At 63.0% G+C, this 19544-nt stretch carries 15 protein-coding genes and 1 tRNA gene; 6 read left to right on the top strand and 10 right to left on the bottom strand.

Going from position 1 to position 19544, the window contains the following annotated elements; genetic code table 11:
* The gene (locus tag N5C88_RS12465) at positions 1 to 876 is read right to left on the bottom strand and encodes an inositol monophosphatase family protein (protein ID WP_280015396.1); all 876 of its coding nucleotides are present in this window, start codon (positions 874 to 876) and stop codon (positions 1 to 3) included.
* Between the two features lie 142 nt (positions 877 to 1018).
* Here N5C88_RS12465 and mnmC point away from each other — a divergent pair, with 142 nt between their 5' ends.
* The 6 genes from mnmC (at position 1019) to N5C88_RS12495 (ending at position 8347) form a co-directional block, all read left to right on the top strand.
* Positions 1019 to 2890, top strand: a complete 1872-nt coding sequence (gene mnmC / locus N5C88_RS12470) for an FAD-dependent 5-carboxymethylaminomethyl-2-thiouridine(34) oxidoreductase MnmC (RefSeq protein WP_280015397.1) — start codon at positions 1019 to 1021, stop codon at positions 2888 to 2890.
* Between the two features lie 272 nt (positions 2891 to 3162).
* Positions 3163 to 5388: a TIM-barrel domain-containing protein gene (locus N5C88_RS12475; RefSeq protein WP_280015398.1), complete on the top strand. Its 2226-nt coding sequence runs from the start codon at positions 3163 to 3165 to the stop codon at positions 5386 to 5388.
* Between the two features lie 198 nt (positions 5389 to 5586).
* A complete protein-coding gene (locus N5C88_RS12480) occupies positions 5587 to 6675 on the top strand; it encodes a methionine ABC transporter ATP-binding protein (RefSeq protein WP_059373707.1) in 1089 nt (362 codons plus the stop codon).
* Entirely contained in the window at positions 6632 to 7285 is a 654-nt protein-coding gene (locus N5C88_RS12485) for a methionine ABC transporter permease (protein ID WP_013391556.1), read from the top strand. Before N5C88_RS12480 ends, N5C88_RS12485 begins: the two co-directional genes overlap by 44 nt.
* Positions 7286 to 7340: 55 nt before the next feature.
* Complete coding sequence (locus N5C88_RS12490; protein WP_059373706.1) at positions 7341 to 8138, top strand: MetQ/NlpA family ABC transporter substrate-binding protein; 798 nt, start codon at positions 7341 to 7343, stop codon at positions 8136 to 8138.
* Between the two features lie 133 nt (positions 8139 to 8271).
* Positions 8272 to 8347: transfer RNA gene (locus N5C88_RS12495), tRNA-Lys, on the top strand.
* Positions 8348 to 8539: 192 nt separating this feature from the next.
* Here the strand turns inward: N5C88_RS12495 and N5C88_RS12500 are convergent.
* The 9 genes from N5C88_RS12500 to N5C88_RS12540 form a co-directional block, all read right to left on the bottom strand.
* The gene (locus tag N5C88_RS12500) at positions 8540 to 10174 is read right to left on the bottom strand and encodes a methyl-accepting chemotaxis protein (protein ID WP_118932609.1); all 1635 of its coding nucleotides are present in this window, start codon (positions 10172 to 10174) and stop codon (positions 8540 to 8542) included.
* A 183-nt stretch (positions 10175 to 10357) separates the two neighbouring features.
* The gene (locus tag N5C88_RS12505; RefSeq protein WP_124260361.1) at positions 10358 to 12097 is read right to left on the bottom strand and encodes a GGDEF domain-containing protein; all 1740 of its coding nucleotides are present in this window, start codon (positions 12095 to 12097) and stop codon (positions 10358 to 10360) included.
* Positions 12098 to 12168: 71 nt separating this feature from the next.
* On the bottom strand, positions 12169 to 12522 hold the full coding sequence (locus N5C88_RS12510) for a transposase (protein WP_251877927.1): 354 nt from the start codon (positions 12520 to 12522) through the stop codon (positions 12169 to 12171).
* Between the two features lie 4 nt (positions 12523 to 12526).
* Complete coding sequence (locus N5C88_RS12515; RefSeq protein WP_251877926.1) at positions 12527 to 13618, bottom strand: M14 family metallopeptidase; 1092 nt, start codon at positions 13616 to 13618, stop codon at positions 12527 to 12529.
* Positions 13618 to 14709 carry a M14 family metallopeptidase gene (locus N5C88_RS12520; RefSeq protein WP_280015399.1) on the bottom strand — a complete coding sequence of 364 codons (1092 nt, stop codon included), beginning with the start codon at positions 14707 to 14709 and terminating at the stop codon, positions 13618 to 13620. Before N5C88_RS12520 ends, N5C88_RS12515 begins: the two co-directional genes overlap by 1 nt.
* The gene (locus N5C88_RS12525; RefSeq protein ID WP_059373700.1) at positions 14709 to 16055 is read right to left on the bottom strand and encodes an MFS transporter; all 1347 of its coding nucleotides are present in this window, start codon (positions 16053 to 16055) and stop codon (positions 14709 to 14711) included. The genes N5C88_RS12520 and N5C88_RS12525 overlap by 1 nt, the downstream gene beginning before the upstream one ends.
* A gap of 255 nt (positions 16056 to 16310) precedes the next feature.
* Positions 16311 to 17258 (bottom strand): PDR/VanB family oxidoreductase, encoded by a 948-nt coding sequence (locus tag N5C88_RS12530; RefSeq protein WP_251877920.1) that lies wholly within the window; start codon positions 17256 to 17258, stop codon positions 16311 to 16313.
* Between the two features lie 43 nt (positions 17259 to 17301).
* Positions 17302 to 18018: a hypothetical protein gene (locus N5C88_RS12535; RefSeq protein ID WP_280015400.1), complete on the bottom strand. Its 717-nt coding sequence runs from the start codon at positions 18016 to 18018 to the stop codon at positions 17302 to 17304.
* Between the two features lie 45 nt (positions 18019 to 18063).
* Positions 18064 to 19404 (bottom strand): MFS transporter, encoded by a 1341-nt coding sequence (locus tag N5C88_RS12540; protein ID WP_280015401.1) that lies wholly within the window; start codon positions 19402 to 19404, stop codon positions 18064 to 18066.
* Between the last annotated feature and the right edge of the window lie 140 nt (positions 19405 to 19544).

Consider the following 19544-nt stretch of genomic DNA (forward strand, 5'->3'; position numbering starts at 1 on the left):
TCAGTCCTTCTTGTCGAGGTGCGGCGCAATCATCTCGTGCAAGGCGCGCTCGATGGCCTTGTTGCCGGCCACGACGCGCCCGCCGATGGGCCAGGGATCCTGGCGGTGCATGTCGGAACACGCGCCGCCCGCTTCGCGCAGGATCAGCGTGCCGGCGGCCACGTCCCAAGGCGCCAGGCCCATTTCCCAATAGCCGTCGTAGCGGCCGCAAGCGGTCCAGGCCAGGTCTAGCGCGGCCGCGCCCATGCGGCGCACGCCGCGCGCGCGGTTGATGGCGTCATGCAGCATTGGCATGTATTGCGCGGCGAATGAAAAATCGCGGAACGGGAAGCCGGTGGCCAGCACCGCGTCTTCGATGGTCGGCGTGCGCGAGCACTTGATGCGCCGGCCGTTGAGCCAGGCGCCCAGTCCGTAGACTGCGGTAAAGAGCTCTTCGCGGCTGGGGTCGTAGACCACGCCGACCACGGGCGTGTCCTCGGCCAGCGTTTCGGAAGCCGAGATGGCGGTGCCAGCGTGCGCGATCAGCGCGATCGACACCGCGTAGTGCGGGATGTCGTGCAGGAAGTTGGTGGTGCCGTCGAGCGGGTCGATATACCAGGTGGCGCTGCCCTTGGGCTTGCCGCCGGTTTCTTCGGCGACGATGCCGAACTTGGGCGTGCGGGTTTGCAGCTCCTGGATAATGGCGGTTTCCGCCTCGCGGTCCGCTTGGGATACGAGGTCGTTGCGCGCCTTGCGGTCGATCACGAGATCGGCGCGGTGATGCGCGTAGGATTGCAGTATGGCCGCGCCTGCATGGGCCGCAGTGACTGCCGCGTCGATCGCGGCGCACAGGTCGATGGGCGAGGTCTGCGAACGGGGCTGATCATAGGTATCCATGAAACCAGTGTAAGCCTATGTATGCGTCAAACCTGTGGCTGAGCCCCGAAACTGCCGTGCCGCGTGGCGTCCGCCCAACGCGGCTGCATACAACTATTCGCGCTGATTTTCATTCTCCATTTCGTCTGCCGCCGCCGTTTCCATGTCCTTTTCCTATGCTCCCCTCATCCCCGCCAAGGCTGAATTCGATGCTGACGGCCGGCTCTATAGTCCGGCTTATGGCGACGTCTACCATTCGCCGTCGGGCGCGCTGGGGCAGGCGGAACACGTGTTCCTGCGGGGCAACGGCCTGCCTGAGCGTTGGCGCGGGCGCCGCGCGTTCACCGTCTGCGAAACGGGCTTCGGCCTGGGGCTGAATTTCCTGGCCCTCTGGAAAGCATGGCGCGACGATCCGCAGCGCAGCGCCGCGCTGCACGTGGTGTCGCTGGAAGCGCATCCCTTTGAACGCGAAGACCTTGCTGCTCTGTTGGCGCGTTATGCCCCCGAGCCCTTGGCCGGCCTGGGGCGGCAATTGGCGGCGGGATGGCCGGTCTTGTTGCCCGGACTGCATCGCCTGGAGTTCGAGGGCGGCGCAGTCACGCTGACCCTGGGCTTGGGCGATGCGCAGGTTCTGGCGTCGCGCCTGAGCGTCGGTGTGGACGCATTCTTCCTGGACGGTTTCGCGCCCGAACGCAATCCGCGCATGTGGGAGCTACCTTTGCTGCACAACCTGGCCAGGCTGGCGGCGCCGGGCGCCACGCTGGCCACCTGGGCCTGCACCGGCGAACTGCGCCAGGCCTTGCGGACGGTGGGTTTCGAGGCGCGGCGCGCGCCAGGCTACGGCGGCAAATGGCATATGACGGCGGCGACCGCCGTTGCGGCTGGCAGCGCAGCGCAGAGCGGCCCGGACGGGGGGTCCCGCCACGCCGTGGTGGTGGGGGCGGGGCTGGCGGGTTCGGGCATTGCCCAGGCGCTGGCCGCGCGCGGATGGCGCGTGACCGTGATAGACGCGGGCCGGGCGCAGGGCGCGGCGGCGCATGCAGGCCATGTCGCCGCGGCCTTGACGCCGGTAGTGGCGCGCGATGACAACGCGCGGGCGCGCCTGTCGCGCGCCGGCAGCCTGCGGGCGCTGGCGCGCTGGCAGGGTTTGCCGGCAGGCGCGGCGCCCCTGGTTTGCGGCACGGTCCAGCTGGAGCGCGACGAAGGCCGGTCCGCGGCCTTGGCCGGCACCTTGGAGACCCTGGCTTTTCCCGAACACTGGGTACGCCAGGTCAGCCGCGACGAAGCCAGCGCCTTGGCCGGCCTGCCGCTGGCGCGCGGCGGCGTGTATTTCGGACAGGGCATGCTGTTGCGGCCTGACCTGCTGATAGAAGCCCTGCTGGCGACGGACGGCGTGACCCTCTTGCCCGGCACGGCTGCCAGGGTCGAGCGCATCGGCGCGGGCTGGAGCGTGCGTGATGTTGCCGGCGCCGAACTGGCGTGCGCCGATGCCGTCATCCTGGCCAATGCGTTCGGCGCGCGCGCCGTCCTGGCCGATAGTGGGCTGCTGGATCCCTTGCCGCGCGTGGGCCAGATGCACGCGCTGGCAGGCGAGGTCACGCTGGTGCCCGCGCAGGCGCTGGGCGGCGGTCCCCGCTGCATCGTCGGAGGCGAGGGCTATCTGCTGCCCGATGTGGGCTCGGGCTGCGTGGCCGGCAGCACCTACGTGCATGGCGCGTCCGAAGCGCGGATCGGCGCCGAGGGCCAGCGTGTCACCCTGGGCAAGGCGGCTGGCCTGCTGGGCGGCGGCTTCCCCGACTTTGAATCCCTGGAACCCGGCAGCCTGCCGGGCTGGGCCGGTTGGCGGGCCGTGCTGCCAGGGCGCTTGCCGGCGGTAGGAGAACTGCCTCACGCTCCGGGCCTGTGGCTGGCCGTCGGTTATGCGTCGCGGGGCTTGTCGTGGTCGGCGCTCATGGGCGACCTGATCGCCGCGCGTCTGGCGGGGGAGCCGTCCCCCTTGGAAACGGACCTGGCGCAACTTATTTCGCCACGATGAAAAAAAGCCGGAAGCGGCGTCGGGGGCATGTCCCAGGTGGCGTAGAATGGCAGGAATTGCCGGGATTTGGCGCCAAATTGGCCTGAGTTGGCCGCGAACCTGGCATTTTGGCGGCTCGACGGCCGCTCCTTTTGGGGGGCGCTGGCCGAAGGCTTTAGACCCCTTTTATGGATGAGATCGCAGTCCAAATGAGGGACCGAGTTTATTTCAAAGCCCAAATCCGTCAAAATAGCGTCTTTTGATGGTTTTTGGCTTAAGCCGGGGGATGCTCTGTGCCGCCCAAGTTCGACTTTGCCCATACTACCCAGCTCGAAACCGTCGAGCTGCTGACGTCCCGCCCCAGTCGCATCGATTTCGACGCGGGCGATGGGTTGCACCTGGTAGTCGAGGCGCATGCGCCGGGCGTCTTTCGCCTGCGCTGCGGCGAGGCTAATCACCTTACCGATGACAAGCCCGGCGCGCGTGCGCGCGCCGTGGCGGAAATGCTGCTCGCGCGCCAGGAGGCCGTGGGCGAAGCCGTTATCGCTCCGCGCGACGACGGGGAGGGCTGGCGGATCACCCAGGGCGACGTCTCCCTGGAAATCCTGTCCAACCCCGTGCGCGTCGCGATCTACCGCAACGATGAACGGGTGTTCGAGTCCGAGGTATCCGCGCATACGCCCGCATTCGGGCACAACGCGCTGGACCAGGCCGACGACGCCGTCTGGACGGCGGGCTTCACGCTGCAGTCCGACGAGCGCGTATACGGCCTGGGCGAAACCCCGGGCGACCTGAACCGCCGCGAAGAATCCGTGGTGTCCGACGACCCCGAGCACCGCGCCCTGCCTTTGGCATGGAGCCCACGAGGCTGGGGCGTCTATGTCAACACCATGCGCCGCGTCGAGCATTCGGTGGGCGTGGCACCAGCGGATTCCGCCTACGTGCTGACCGTGGACGATGTCGTGCTGGACATGTTCCTGTTCGCTGGCGAACCGGGCGAAATCCTTAACCAGTACACCGCCTTGACCGGCCGCGCGGGTCAGCCCTCGCTGTGGGCAATGGGCGCATGGCTGCAGCAGGCCCCGGGCGAAATGCCCACGGACACCGTGGCCTTGGTCGCCCGCATGCGCGAAAACCAGATTCCGGTGGATGCCGTGACGCTGGCGCAGCCGGCGGCCTGGGGCTTCCAGTCGGACAAGACGGTTTTCGAATGGAACGCCCAGCGTTTCCCGGACGCCAAGCAGATGCTGGCGCTGTTCCACAAGCACCATGTGCATGTCGCCGCTTCCGGCTTCCCGGGCGTGCTGAAGACCAGCCCGCTGTTCGAGGAACTTGAAGACCGCGGCTGGCTGCTGGCCAAGGACGACGGTTCGGCCCAGGTGTTCGACGGCAACGCCGCCACCTCCGGACAGCCCTACGGCCTGCTGGACCTGACCTACCGCGACATCTACAACCTGTGGGTGGAGCGCCATCGCCAACTGGTCGAAGACGGCCTGGACGCGCCTGCGTGCGACGCCCAGATCGCCATCCCCGACGGCGTCACCGCCCGCAACGGCGAAACCGGCCCCGCGCTGCGCAGCATGTATCCGCTGCTGGTGCGCCGTGCGCTGTTCGATGCGGTCGCTGGCCTGAAGGTGCCGCCCGAAGGCGTGGTGCCCAGCTCCGACCTGTTCCCCGCCGCCCAGCGCCTGCCGTGGCAGGTGGGGCCGCAGGCTGAAAACACCTGGGAAGGGCTGCGACATACGTTGCGCACCGCCTTGTCGATCGGCGCCAGCGGCTTGCCCGTCCAGGTGCATGGCATCGGCTCGGCCGCGCGCGACCGTGCCGGCATGACGCCCGAGCTGTACCTGCGTTGGCTGACCGCCGGCGTGTTCTCGTCGAACTTCGCCTTCCAGGGCGTGGAAGGCCTGATGCCCTGGGACTTCGGCGAAGAAACCCTGGCGCATGCCAAGACCTGGATGCAGTGGCGCTACCGCCTGGTGCCTTACGTGCTTGGCGCCATCGAGGACTCGGCGCGCACCGGCCTGCCGGTGCAGCGCTCGATGGCCATGTCGTTCCCGAACGATCCGCACGCGCACGACTGGGACCTGCAATACCTGCTGGGTCCGGCCCTGCTGGTGGCGCCCGTGACGGAATCCGGCAAGCAGGTGCGCGTGTACCTGCCCAAGGGCGAAGCCTGGTGGGACCTGAACACCGGGCACCGCTACGAAGGTGGCACCACCTGGACCATCGATTGCGAACTGGGCCAGTTCCCGGTTTTCGGCCGCGAAGGGCACATGCTCTGTCTTGGACCGGCCGCGCAGCATACGGGCGAGTTCAACTCGGCTCGTATCCTGGACGAGGTCTGGATGTTCGGCATGCCGGTGCATAACCCGGTCGTCATGCGCAACAAGATCCGCGTGATGCAGATGCAGGGCTCCAGCTACATCAAGGGGCTGGAAGGCTTGCGCATCTCTCCGTCCGAGGGGCTGGAAGTCAAGCGCCGCGGCGCGGAAGTCCGCATCTCGCGCGCACGCTGAAAAAACCGGCTGCGGCCGGTCCGGCACAAAATGGGCAGTCAGGAAGGCTTTCCTTCCTGACTGCCCTTTCCGCGTTATGGCATTGCTCCTTGGGGACGCAACCGGGCGCGGGTTCGGGCTTTTATATTACTTGTAGTTATTAAAAATGAAAGAAACAGTCGTTCTCTGTAGAAGAGAAAAGATACAAAATCGCTTGCCATGATTCAGATCGAGAACCTATCCAAGACCTACGCCACGCCGCACGGACAATTCCAGGCGCTGCGCGGCATCAACCTGCATATCCAGCAGGGCGAGGTCTTCGGCATCATCGGCCCCAGCGGGGCCGGCAAAAGCACGCTGGTCCAGTGCATCAACCTGCTGGAGCGGCCCAATGAAGGCTCGATCGCCATCGGCGGTCAGTCCCTGACCGGCCTGAACGAAGCGCAACTGCGCGAGCAGCGCCGTCGCATCGGCATGGTGTTCCAGGGGTTCAACCTGCTGTCGCGCCGCACCGTGTACGGCAATGTTGCGCTGCCGCTGGAAATCGCCGGCGTGGCCAAGGCCGAGATTCCGGCCCGCGTCGAGCGCCTGCTGGCACTGGTGGGCCTGGAACATCTGCGCGACCGCTATCCCAGCCAGATCAGCGGCGGCCAGAAGCAGCGTGTCGGTATTGCCCGCGCTTTGGCCAACAACCCGGACGTGCTGCTCAGCGACGAAGCCACGTCCGCGCTGGATCCGGAAACCACCCACAACATCCTGGCCTTGCTGCGCGACATCAACCGCAAGACCGGCGTGACCGTGGTCATGATCACGCACCAGATGGAAGTCGTGCGCGAGGTCTGCGATCGCGTCGCCGTGCTGTCGCAGGGCGAAGTGGTTGAAATAGGCAGCACGCGCGAAGTGTTCGCGCAGCCGCGCCACGAAGTGACCCGCGCCATGGTGTCGGCCGCCACCGCGTCCGACCTGACCGACGCCACGCTGGCGGCAGTCAAGGAGCGCATCCAGGCGCTTGCCGCCGCCAAGCCGGGCCAGGCCGTGCGGCTGCTGCGCCTGTCGCTGACCGGCACCGACGCGTCGGGTTCCTTCCTGTCCGACCTGTACAAGCAGTATTCGCTGGATGTGGGCCTGATCCAGGCGCGCGTGGAAGACATCCAGGGCGTGGCCGTGGGCACGATGTTCGTGCTGGCCCAAGGCGCGCCCGCATCGGTCAAGGACGCGATTGCCGCGCTGGCCGCCCGTGACATTACCGTTGAAGAAATAGCTCATGAGTCCGCAACTGATCGACCTGCTTATTACGTCGCTGCTTGACACCCTGCTGATGGTGGGCGTGGCCAGCGCCATCGCGGTGGTGGTCGGCATTCCGCTGGGCGTGATCCTGACGGTGACGGCCCGCGGCAACATGCTCGAGAATCAATCCGTCAACCACGTGCTGGGTGCGGTGATCAACGCCACGCGTTCGGTGCCGTTCGTCATTTTGATGGTCGCGATCATTCCGTTCACGCGCCTGGTGGCCCAGACCTCCATCGGCACCACGGCAGCCATCGTGCCCTTGTCGGTGGCCGCGATTCCGTTCATGGCCCGCATCGCCGAAAACGCCATGCGCGAAGTCGACCCGGGCCTGATCACCGCGGCGCGCGCCATGGGCGCGTCGCCCATGCAGATCATCATGAAGGTGCTGCTGCCCGAATCCTTGCCCGGTCTCATCGCCGCGACCGTCGTCACTGTCGTCAGCCTGATCGGCTACTCGGCCATGGCCGGCGCCATCGGCGGAGGCGGCCTGGGCGACCTGGCCATCCGCTATGGCTACCAGCGCTTCCAATCCGACGTGATGGCCGCAGTCGTCATCGTGCTGATCGTCCTGGTCCAGGTAATCCAAAGCCTGGGCGACCGCTACGTGCGCCGCATCTCGCATCGCTGATCCTGCCGGCGCCGCACTTATTTCTCCTCACTTCCGACATTCGGGATACTGCAACATGAGCATCAAGGTTTTGAAGTCGCTGGCCGCGTTCGCGCTCGGCGCCGCCGTATTCGCCCAGCCCGCGCTGGCCCAGGACAAGCCCCTGAAGATCGGCGTGACCGCGGGCCCGCACGCCCAGATCTTTGATGTGGTGAAGCAGGAAGCGGCCAAGCAGGGCCTGAACATCCAGGTCATCGAATTCACCGACTACGTGCAGCCCAATGTCGCGCTGTCCGCGGGCGACCTGGACGCCAACAGCTACCAGCACCAGCCCTACCTGGACAATGCCAACGCAGACCGCGGCTACAAGCTGGTCAGCATCGCCAAGACGGTGATTTTTCCCATCGGCATCTACAGCAAGAAGATCAAGTCGTTGTCCGAGCTGAAGGAAGGCGCTCGCATCGCGCTGCCGAACGACCCGACCAACGGCGGCCGCGCCCTGTTGCTGCTGCAGGCCAACGGCCTGATCAAGCTGCGTCCCGACGTCGGCCTGAAGGCGACCCCGATCGACGTGGTCGAAAATCCCAAGAAGCTGCGTTTCATTGAATTGGACGCCGCCCAACTGCCGCGCTCGCTGGACGACACCGACGCGTCGGCCGTGAACACCAACTTCGCGCTGGAAGCGGGCCTGAACCCCGCCAAGGACGCCATCGCCCAGGAATCACCCGACTCGCCTTACGCTAACGTGCTGGTCGTGCGTGAAAAGGACAAGGATCGCCCCGAGTTCGCCAAACTGATCGCGATCTACCACAGCCCGGCCGTGAAGCAGTTCATCGAGACCAAGTACAAGGGTGCGGTGGTGGCCGCCTGGTAAGCCCAGCACCGTCAGCCTCAGGAACGGTCGCCGCGAGCGGCCGTTTTTGTTGCAGGGACAGCGTTTTGGTCTGGGGCCTTGCATCGAATTTTGACAAACGGCGCCAAATCGGCCATAATTTCTGGCTTCGGTCGGGTTGTTAGCTCAGTCGGTAGAGCAGCGGACTTTTAATCCGTTGGTCGCGAGTTCGAGTCTCGCACAACCCACCACCCAATTCCTGTACCAAGCAATGGCTGTCCAAGCATTGCTGTACTAAAGAAAAACGCCGCTATTTCTAGCGGCGTTTTTTTTGCTTCTCGGTCATCGTGGTTCATGACCCGGCCATGGACTCGGCTTGTGGCCGGATTGAAGCCGCTGTTGGACCGGCGCGCGTCGCGGTTGGTCCATTTGTGTTGCTCTCTTTACGTAGAGCCTGCAAACGCGATGAGCGTCGGCTCTGCCATCGGCACATGCCGCGGGGACAGGGACGATGCCGTCTTGAACACTTCGACTGCCTGCAGCAGATCGCGCGCCTGTTCCGCCATGGAATGCGCCGCTGCGGCAGATTCCTCGACCAGCGCAGCGTTTTGCTGCGTTACGGAGTCCAGTTGCGCGATGGCGACGTTGACCTGTTCGATACCGATGGCTTGTTCGCGAGACGCGGTGGCGATCTCTCCCGTTATTGTCTTCATGCGCATCACGGAGGTCACGACTTCTTCCATGTCCCGGCCCGCTCGGGCGGCGAGATCCCGTCCGGCCTGGACCACGGAAGTGGAGGTCTCGATCAGGTCTTTGATTTCCCTTGCGGATGTGGCGCTGCGTTGCGCCAGCGCCCGGACCTCGCCGGCCACCACGGCGAAGCCCCGGCCTTGATCTCCGGCCCTGGCGGCTTCCACCGCGGCGTTCAATGCAAGAATATTCGTCTGAAATGCAATGCTCTCGATCAGCGACACAATCTGTGCGACCTTTTCCGAGTTAGCGGAAATTTCCGTCATGGCCGCGAGCATCTCGGATACGACGCCACCCGCTTTCTCCGCGGCCTTGGCTCCTTCGCTGGCCACTTCGTCGCCGCTCGCCGCGTTGTCTTGATTCAGCCGTACGGTGGACGTCAGCTGTTCGATGCTGGCCGCGGTCTCTTCCAGTGACGCGGCCTGCTCCTCGGTACGATGTGACAGATCGGCATTGCCTTGGGCAATCTGGCCTGCAGCCGTCGAGATCGATGCAGCCGATGATTTGATTGCATCGACGATTCTGGAGAGACGCGAGCGCATGGATTCCAGGCCATGCATCAAGCTATGGTCGTAGCGGGAATCGAGCTGCAGTCGGCTGGTCAGGTCGCCATCGGCGATGTTCACTGCCAGAAGTTGCGCATCGCCGGGATCGCCGCCCAACTGGCGCAGGATGCTGCGCGCTGTGAGATAGGCCGCAAATACCCCAAGCATCAGCGCGGTCAAGACGGTCGCCCCGACGGCCCATTGCAACTGGCTCGCGAGAGATCGGGTATCTTCCGCGCGTGCATCGTTGATCTTCGTTTCGAGCGCAGCCAATGTCGATAGCGTTTCCTGGAGCACGCGCTGCTTGGGCCGCAGTTCGTCTTCCAGCAGATGTTGCGCGTTCTGGCGGTCGCCATTCAATCCTTCTTCCATGACGCGCATGAACTGCGAACGCATGTCTTGTTGCGCAACGCCTGCGGCGGCGAACAGGCGCCTTTCCTCGTTGGTGGTGCCAGAACGGCTCGAGAACATGCCGCCGAGCCTGTCTCGAGATTCGTTGTAGAGCTTATCCGCTTCATTCGCCCGCGACACTTCGGCCTTCAGCACTGACGGATCCGTGAGGATCAGGATGTTGCGGATTGCGATGGCCTGCTCCTGGACCTGGTAGCGCATATCGATCGCCAGGCGCCGTTGTTCGTTGTTGATAGCGGTGATCTGGTAGACATCCTGCTCCAGCGCGCGGATGCCAAACGCACCGAGAATGCCGGACACCAGCAGCGCCACCATGATCATCGCAAAACCCATGGCAAGGCGAGTACGCATTTTCAGCTTTGATGGCTTCATTTCAATTTCGCTTTCAAGAATGGAATTTCTGTATTCGGTTCACGCTGTCCGGACTATACGGACGCGCTGCGCACGACAAAAGACAGAAATTTTGTTCCGCCAAGCACTTTTCCTATTTTGCGGATGACCGCAGATCACCGTGCAAGCGCTGCAACGCGCAAGCGCAAGCTGTCTATCGATCGATTACGCCGCGTCGTCAGACTGTGTAATGACGCAGTTGCGGCCAGAGGCCTTGGCGCGATAGAGCAACTCATCGGCGTGCTTCAGCAGTGCGTCGACATCGATGATTTCATCGGTCCGCGCGCAGACCACTCCAAAACTGCTGGTGATCGACGCTATGGTCTTGCCGTCGGACGGCACCGCCAGGCGTTCGATGCGGCGGCGCATGCTCTGCGCCATTGCGCTCGCTTGCGCCATGCTGGGTACCGTGCACAGCACAGCGAATTCTTCACCGCCGATGCGCGCCACGATGTCGGTGCGCCGCCATGTCTGATGGCATGCCTGCGCCACCGCCACCAGAACATTGTCGCCGCCGGCGTGGCCGTAGGAATCATTGATCCGCTTGAAATGATCGATATCAAAGACGATTAAAGTCAGCATCTGTTCCGGCTGGTTCAGGCTCGCGCACAACGCTGCGGCGCGGGCGTGAAATGCACGCCGGTTGAGCAGTCCCGTGAGGAAGTCCGTCTCCGCCAACGTCGCCAGATCGGCGATGAGCCGCTCGCGTTCATGCTCCGTCTGGGACTTGGCGATGGCGTCTTCCTTCAATCTCTGGATGGCGTCGAACAGGCCGAGAACTTCCTTGCGATAGCCGGCGCCGGAGATCGGCGCGGGCGCGTTGTCATTGATGGAGTTGATGATTTCGGTGGCTACGACGAATGGCCGTATCAGACGCCAGCGGAACTTGGTGAACCCCCAGGTGGCGGCCAGCAGCAGTACGACGGCCACCGCGGTGGTCGTGACCAGCTCCGTCACCGCGTTGACGCGTTGGTGTTCCAGGAGTTTTCCCAACAAGCTCAATACTTCATCGCGGAAGTCGACGATGGATTGCATCAGCGGAACATAGCGCTCCTGCATGCCTCCCTTCAGATTCGACGAGTCGGCGGTTGACGGCGGCGTATGACGCAACGCCGCGATGTACTCCAGGCCTGCGCCAAAGTACTCATACTGAACTCGAGGATATGCGCGCGTCTCGAGGTCCGCATGGGTGGAGAGCTGTACTTCAAGCAGCGCACGTAATTGGGAAACGCGACCCAGTTGTTGTTCGATGCGTTGCGTTTCCACGTCGCTGAGAGGGCGGTGCTGTACTTGTGCAGGCATGAAGGAGGATCCCAGCAGACCGGCTTGCTCGCGCAGTCCTGCCGCAAGCATGGCAATGGTCATGAGGCCGGGATTTTCCACTTCATGCCGGATCACGACGGCTGAGTTGTCGAGCGCGGTTTCCTCGAGCGCCGGGATTAGTCCGGCCATGATCACCACCACGTCGTTCAGTTCTTGCGCGCTGATCAGCGCGCGCTGTCTGGCGATGAGCCGATCCGCGGCGGCGCGCTGTTGGACCAGGGTCCGCGCAATGTGTTGGATGGTGCCTCGAACGTCCCTGCAACTGTCGCAACTGCTGGTCTGGTGCAGTTCCAGCAGCTCGGCGATCCTGCTGTCGCTGGCACTGCGCGCAAGCAGCAGTTCGTGCTGTCTGGTTTCGGATACGGGCAAACCGTCGATCAGCGCGGCATTCATCGATCCGCGTTCCATCAGGACCGCAGCCATCGCCTCCAGCGTGCCCTGGACGACGTGCAGGCTTGACATCGCATCACGCGCCGCCGCGTGGGCGCGCCAGCTATGCGTAAGTTGAATGCCTATCAGCGCGCTCACCGGGATGAGAACGCCGATGACATATGCCACTGTGTAGCGGTTCAGAGATTTCAAAAGAACAGTGCAGACGAAGAGATTTCAGCGGGCTGGAGGCGTCGCCGCAGACTTGCCGCAATGCGTGGGGCTCACTCCTTTGCCCCAAGCGTGTCCTGCAGTATCACTTTGTTGAGCGCCAGGATGGCGATCAAGCGTTCAAGCCGGTTGCACTCGTTTTCGAGCCTGTTCAGCAATTTCATCTCATAGGATGCGAGACCGTCGTAGTGGACCTTCCACGCGTGGAAGGTCGCTTCGCTTACACCCATGCGCTTGCAGATGTCAGACATCGGCGTGCCAAGCGTCGCCTGCTTCAGTGCATGCCTGATCTGTTCTTCTGAAAAGCCCGACCGCTCCATGTTAAGCACCTTTCCGTATTCTGAGATGAAGCCAATTCCATTCAAACCGAGAACGGCATACGCCGTCGCGCAATCGCTTTGACTCAATGCGTCAAGCTGCCTGCAAGCCGCGTAGGGCCTGTAGCACCGCAACCCGGGTTTGCCCCAGCACCATGCCGTGCCAGTTCGCCTCGTTGCAATAGAACGCGTCCAGCGTGGTTTGCAGGATGGTTCGCCGCAAATCGTCGGGCGCTTCCGGATGCGCGTGCAGCCAGTTCCTGCCACATAGCGCATGCACCATGGCGTCGAAACGGACGGCCCCGAAAACGATGGCCATCGAGGTCGGAAGCGATAACGGGCAAGCCTGATAAATCAGATCGGCAAGCTGGCCGGAGATGTCGACCGACACCGAGTTGCCTTGGTAGGGAACGGTGATGTCGCTTCCCCACCACTGGCGCGCGCGCGCGACTTCGGCGTCGTCATGGCGGCCGGCGTAGAGCTTCTCTCCATGGCCGCGCGGTCCCCACCCTGTATGTACGTCGATCCAGCCGATATGGGTGCGCTTGCGGGCATGCTCGTGCAGGATGCGGCGCAGATTCTGCAGCGATGCCGCCGGGCGGTCGCCTCCATAGAACAGGCCGTTGGCATGCGAATACTGGCCGCGCGAGACGGCCTGCGAAAAAGCGGACTGTCCGTGTTCGGCGATGTACTGGGCGATCAGTTGCTGGTTGGATTGCGTTGGCGGCCATTCCTCGGGCAGCAGCAGGTCGTGCAGCCTTGCGTACTCGGGGTTTGCTGGCAGCGGCCGCCCATCGAAGGGCAATCCGTTGCGGTTAAGGTCTATGTTGCATTCGTCGGTGCGGGCGATCCAGGAATAACCGTATGGATTGACCGCGTGCACCAGCAGCAAGGCCACGCCGGCCTCTCGTGCGCGGGCCAGCATGACGGTATCGTCGAGCAGCGCGAGCTGGCATCCGGAGCCACAGAACCCTTCCACTCCCAGCACGGCGGAGGTCATGATGAGGATCCGATCGGCGTCGGGGTCGCCGATGTAGGCGACATCTGTGCTCAGTGCTTCGCCTTCGCTGCCGGTCTGGTCTATGCCGTAGGAGTGGAACGAGTCGGCGAGCGGCCTGGCCGCTTGCGAAAAGCGCTCGCGCGCCTGGGCATAGCTGCGGGAAAAGTAGCTCGCGCTGGTTCGCATCAGGCCTCCTGTAAACCGGACAGGGCCTGTAGAACCGCCACGCGGCTCTGGCCTAGGACCATGCCGTGCCAATCGGCGGCGTTGTTGTAGAACGCATCCAGCGTGGCGCGCAGGATTGCGTCGCGCTTGGCGTCGTCGGCCTCTGGATGAGCAAGCAGCCAGTTGCGGCCGCGCAGCGCTTCGATCATGGCATCAAGGGGCACGGTGCCGAATTCCAGCGCCATCGGCGTGTGCAAGGCGTCGGGACAAGTCTGGTAGATCAGGCCTGCCAACTGGCCGGTAATGTCCACCGACGCGGAACTGCCTTCGTAGGGGACCGCAATGTCGCTGCCCCACCATTGGCGGGCCCGGGCGACTGCGGCTGCGTCGCGACGGCCGGCGTAGATTTTTTCGCCATGACCGCGAGGCCCCAATCCGGTATGCACATCGATCCAGCCGATATGCTTGCTGCGACTGCCGTGCTGCCGCAGCATATGGCGAAGATTCAGTAGCGACGCCGTTGTGTGGTTGCCACCGTAGAACAGGCCGTCGGCGTGTGTGTACTGCCCGTGGGTCACGACCTGGGCAAAGGCCGGCTGGCCATGCTCGGCGATGTAGGCATCGATTCCTGTGATGTTTGACGTCGTGGGCGGCCATTCCTTGGGCAGCAGCAGATCATGAATCTCCGCATATCCGGGATTTTGCGGCAGAGGGCGTCCGTCGAAGGTCTGGTCGTTGCGGTTCAGGTCGACATTGTCTTCATTCGTGCGCGACAGCCAGGAGAATCCGTACGGGTTGATTGCGTGCACGAGCAGCAAGGCCACGCCAGCTCTGCGGGCACGTTCCAGCATGGCGGCATCGTCCAGCAGAGCCAGTTGGCAGCCTGAGCCGCAAAAGCCCTCCACGCCATGCGTGGCGGAGGTCATGATCAACAGCCGTTCCGCGTCCGACGGGCCGATCAACGCGACATCGGTGGCCAGCGCTTCGCCTGCGCGTCCGACTGGTTCGATGACGTAGGATTGAAAGTGCGTGGCCAGCGGTTTGGCCGCCAGCACGAAACGGTGGCGAGCCTCTTCGTAGCTGCGTGAGAAATAGCTGGAGCCGAGCTGCATCAGGCCTCCTGTCCGTCGATGTCGTCATGGGTGCGGTCGTCGATCCAGAACAGCACCACCGTTGAAAGCGCTATGGCCACCATCAGGAACCATGCCGGCGCCATTGAGTTTCCGGTCACGTGCAGCAGCCAGGTCACGAAGAATTGCGCGAAGCCGCCGAACACGGAGATGCCCAGTCCATACACGACCGACATGCCGGTCGTGCGAACGGCCTTGGGGAACAGTTCGGGAAGCATCGTGAATGCCGGCGCCGACTGCAGCGCCACCAGTAGCGCGAACAGGGCGACGAGCAGCATCAGCCGTTCGGTGCTGGGCGCGGCCATCAGCCACTGGAAGCAGGGCAGCAGGACGATCAGGGTCGCCAGGCGCGACCAGAAGATCACGCGCTTGCGGCCGTAGCGGTCGGCAAGCATGCCGACAAAGGGGGCGATCAGAAAGCCGACCGCGCCGAACACGACGCTGGCCGACAGCGTGGACGTCGCCGGCAAGCCCAGTTCGCGGTTGGCGTACGCTGGCATGTAGAAGCTGAGGATCTGCGTGCTGACCATGCCGCCGATCAGCAGCAAGATGCCCTTGAGTATGGTGATCTTGTAGTCGGCGAAGATGCGGCGCAAAGGCTGGTGATCGGCGGCGCGATGCGCAGTCGCGAGTTGCGGCTTGCCGATGTCCGGGGACGAGCTGGTCAGGGTTTCTTCGAGGTTGCGGCGAATGTAGGCGCCCACGGGCACGGTCAGGATGCCGATTACGAATGGCACGCGCCAGCCCCAGGCCTGCATCTGTTCATTGGTCAGTCCCATGGTCAGCGCCGTCACGACCAGCGCGCCTAGCATTACGCCCAGCGACTGGCTGCCGAATTGCCAGCTGGAATAGAAGGCGCGCTTGCCGCGTGGCGCGTGTTCGACCAGCAGGGTGGTCGAGGCGCCGACCTCGCCGCCTGCGGCGAAACCCTGGATCAGGCGCGCCAGCACCATCATGACCGGGCCGGCCATGCCCATTTGGGCATACGTGGGGGCCACGGCGATCAAGGCACAGCCCAGGCCCATCATCCACAGAGTCAGCGTCATGGCCGCGCGACGACCGTGGCGGTCGGCGTAGGAGCCGATCAGCATGCCGCCGACAGGACGCATCAAGAAGCCCACGCCGAAAGTGGCGGTGGTCAATAGCAATTGACCGTAACCGGAGGCGGCTGGAAAGAAAAGTGGGCCCAGCACCAGCATCAGGAAGGTGAAGACGGTGAAGTCGAAGAACTCGAGTGCATTACCGATAGTGGTGCCGGCGATGACCCGCCGGCGCATGGACGGCGTATGGAGCGCATTGGGCGCAGCCGCTGCGATTGCGATAGACATGTTTTCCCCTAGTGTCTGTTGAGAAGGTTGTTGGCCGCTGATTCCCGGCCTTGGGTACCTTCTTCGAGGGCACTATACGGACGCGCAGAAATAAGAAAAAGACAGAATTTGCGTTCCAATGAATACTTTTATTTATAGGGCGAATGGGCCAGGATATTCAGGGTACGAACACATCTGAATCTCGAATCCTGGTGGCGTTGTCTTGCCGGCGTTATGAAATGGCATGGCTGACCGTATCTGTTCGGCGAGGCGTCATCAAAGATCTATGACCAGACGGCTCGTCCGTGCGCGTGAGCAACATGGGAGAAACTGGTCGTTGCGTGCCTTTTCTTCCTCGGTGAGGAACTCGTCGCGATGATCCGGCTCTCCTTCGATAACGTGTGTCAGGCAAGTGCCGCAGATGCCCTGTTCACATGCTGTTGGAATATCGATTCCGGCCGACCGCAGCGCGGTTAAGGCGGTCTCATGGGATGCAACCGGGATGCGCAGGCCCGAGCCGGCAATAACGAGCTCGAACGGCGAGGAGTCGTCAGCAGAGCTTGCGACCGGGGAAAAGAACTCGCGGTGCAGGCATTCAGCAGCCCAGGCTCGACGTTTCGCGTGCTCGATGACCATCTCGATGAAACCAACTGGCCCGCATACATAGAGATGAATGTCAGGCGCCGCGCGATCCAACAACCCATCCAGATCAAGCGTGTTTGCGGGCTGATCGCTGTCCACGTGGATGAAAACCTTGGCTGCCAAGGCAGCCGAGGCAAGTTGCTCCGAGAATGCAATCTGGCCACGGGCGCGGACGCAATAGTGCAGTTCGAATGAAGCGTCTTCAGCGGATAGGGCCTGCGCCATCGAGAGTATCGGCGTGATGCCGATTCCGCCCGCGATCAGGATGGAGTGCCGGGCCTTGGGTGCAAGCGAAAATTGATTTCGTGGCTTGCCGATCTCGATGATGTCGCCCTGCTGCAATGCGTGGACTGCCAAGGATCCTCCCCGGGATTCCCTGGCCTTCAGTACTCCCAGCACGTAGCGTGAACGGTCCTGAGGAGCGTTGCAGATTGAGTATTGACGAGTGATGCTGCCCGGCAGTTGGATGTCGATGTGCGCACCGGCTTCGAAAGCTGGCAAGGCATCGTCCGTAAGCGAGACGAGTTCGACTGCGACGATGTCATCCGCAGTCCGTCGGGTTGATTGGACTCTGACTTGCATTGCTCGTGCCTCGTAGTGTTTATTTGTAGCGCGCCGTCATCGTCTAGCCATGAGCCTCAAGCTGCCATTCACGTTGCAGCTTGTCTTCGCGCAGGCGGTCGCGAGAAAAGGCCTCAGGCAGAGCCATGAATGTGTCCGAGGTAAGTGCGCCGAGTTCCTGGAGCGCCTTGTATGCCGACGAACCTTTCCAGGCGTCGGCAGCCGCAGGCGAGGGCCAATGGGTGATAAGCAGATAGAAGACCCCACCGATCTCCGGGGCGGCCTCGTTGGGGCCGATCAGCTGGTAGGGTTGGGCTTCATATTCTCCCGTCAGGGTTTCGAACGGGGACGCGCCAAGATCTTCCAGAGTGGATAGGTTTTTTTTCAAGGCATGAAGCTGCGTGTCATGCAGAGGGGCTGACATGGCAAGACGAGTTTCATTCATGACTTTCCCGGTCAGGGATTCGCCTGGCGCGGCCTCGCGCCATTTGCGCATGTAGACCGCCGTCCACCAGCGGTCGTATGCCGCCTTTTGGGCGGCCTTGTGCCGCGGGTGGTGATGCCACGCATTCATTTGTTCGGCGCTGGCGTAGCGGACCCCCACATAACGCCAGGCCGAGTTGTGGATATCTCCGCCATACACCGCTTCAAACCCGTCCTGGCTTATTGCGACAGGGTACAGAGCGTCGTTGAATACGGCGAACTTGTCCTCTTTGCCGGGGATGATCTTGAAGCCACATTCCAGCACGGTGCGCGTGGATTGTGCGGATGCAGTTGCCATTTCTTGTGCTCCAGTGAAGGGCGATTGAATTGCTCTGGCTCAGATTTACGAGGCGTCGATGTCGTCATGGGTGCGGTCCTTGATCCAGAACAGCACCACCGTAGAAAGCGTCATGGTCACCATCAGGAACCATGCCGGGGCCATGGAGTCGCCGGTCACGTGGAGCAGCCAAGTCACGAAAAACTGGGAGAACCCGCCAAGTATCGAAATCCCGAGTCCAAACACGACGGACAGGCCAGTGGTGCGTACCTGTTTGGGGAACAACTCGGGCACCATGGTGAACGCCGGTGAGGTCTGAAGGGCTACCAGCAGCGAGAGCACAGCAAGCAGAACGATCAGTCGTTCACCACTGGGCGCAACGATCAGCCAGTGGAAAGAAGGCAGCAGCATGATGAGCATCACGAGGCGTGACCAGAAGATCACGCGCTTGCGTCCGTAATGGTCGGCCAGCATGCCGACGAACGGCGCGGCGACGAAGCTGATGCCGCTGAAGACCACGCTTGCCCACAGCGCGGAGGTAGCTGAGAGGCCCAGTTCGCGGCGGGCATACGTGGGGATATAGAAGTTGATGACCTGAATGCAGACCATCCCGCCTGTGACCAACAGCACGCCTTTGAGCATGGTCAGTTTGTAATTGCTGAATATGTTGCGCAGGGGCTGGCGGCCGGCCGTTGATGGCGTGGCCACGAGGGCCGGTTGACCCGATGCCGGGGGCGACGGCTCCAGCGTTTCGTCGAGATTGCGGCGAATGTACGCGCCCACGGGTACGGTGAGGATGCCGATCACGAATGGCAGGCGCCAGCCCCAGGCCTGCATCTGTTCCGCGCTCAGTGCGTGGGTCAGCAGCGTCACGACCAACGCCCCGACCATTACGCCTAGGGCCTGGCTGCCATACTGCCAGCTGGAATAGAAGCCGCGTTTGCCGCGCGGAGCGTGTTCGACCAACAGGGTGGTCGAGGCCCCGACTTCGCCGCCGGCGGCGAAGCCTTGGATCAGGCGAGCCATCACCATCATGATTGGCCCGACCATGCCCATTTGTGCATAGGTGGGAGCCACGACGATCAGGCCACAGCCCAGGCCCATCATCGACAGCGTCAGCGTCATGGCTGCCTTCCGGCCGTGGCGGTCGGCGTAGGAGCCGATCAGCATGCCGCCGACGGGGCGCATCAGAAAGCCTACGCCGAAAGTTGCGGTGGTCAGCAGCAGTTGGCCATAGCTTGAGGCGGCCGGAAAAAACAGAGGGCCGATTACGAGGATAAGAAAAGTGAAAACGGTGAAATCAAAGAACTCTAGTGCGTTGCCAATGGTGGTGCCGGCAATGACCCGCCGGCGCATGGACGGCGTATGCAGCGCGCCGGGTGCGACCGTTGCGATTGCGATAGACATTGGTTTCCCCTGGTCTGTTTAGTGGGTTGCCGGTCCGTGGATCCAGACCTTGGGCTTCCCTTCGCAGGCACTATACGGATGCCATAGAATAAAAAAAGACAGAAATTTTGTTCCGTTCTTTCTTTTTTTTTATATACCCC

The organism is Achromobacter sp. GD03932 (assembly GCF_029839485.1).
Lineage (GTDB): Bacteria > Pseudomonadota > Gammaproteobacteria > Burkholderiales > Burkholderiaceae_B > Achromobacter > Achromobacter bronchisepticus_A.

Coding starts and splice junctions, on each gene's coding strand:
- N5C88_RS12540 (WP_280015401.1), bottom strand. CDS start 19,404: ATGTCTATCGCAATCGCAACGGTCGCACCCGGCGCGCTGCATACGCCG.
- N5C88_RS12530 (WP_251877920.1), bottom strand. CDS start 17,258: ATGCAAGTCAGAGTCCAATCAACCCGACGGACTGCGGATGACATCGTC.
- mnmC (WP_280015397.1), top strand. CDS start 1,019: ATGTCCTTTTCCTATGCTCCCCTCATCCCCGCCAAGGCTGAATTCGAT.
- N5C88_RS12490 (WP_059373706.1), top strand. CDS start 7,341: ATGAGCATCAAGGTTTTGAAGTCGCTGGCCGCGTTCGCGCTCGGCGCC.
- N5C88_RS12485 (WP_013391556.1), top strand. CDS start 6,632: ATGAGTCCGCAACTGATCGACCTGCTTATTACGTCGCTGCTTGACACC.
- N5C88_RS12480 (WP_059373707.1), top strand. CDS start 5,587: ATGATTCAGATCGAGAACCTATCCAAGACCTACGCCACGCCGCACGGA.
- N5C88_RS12465 (WP_280015396.1), bottom strand. CDS start 876: ATGGATACCTATGATCAGCCCCGTTCGCAGACCTCGCCCATCGACCTG.
- N5C88_RS12535 (WP_280015400.1), bottom strand. CDS start 18,018: ATGGCAACTGCATCCGCACAATCCACGCGCACCGTGCTGGAATGTGGC.
- N5C88_RS12515 (WP_251877926.1), bottom strand. CDS start 13,618: ATGCGAACCAGCGCGAGCTACTTTTCCCGCAGCTATGCCCAGGCGCGC.
- N5C88_RS12525 (WP_059373700.1), bottom strand. CDS start 16,055: ATGTCTATCGCAATCGCAGCGGCTGCGCCCAATGCGCTCCATACGCCG.
- N5C88_RS12520 (WP_280015399.1), bottom strand. CDS start 14,709: ATGCAGCTCGGCTCCAGCTATTTCTCACGCAGCTACGAAGAGGCTCGC.
- N5C88_RS12500 (WP_118932609.1), bottom strand. CDS start 10,174: ATGAAGCCATCAAAGCTGAAAATGCGTACTCGCCTTGCCATGGGTTTT.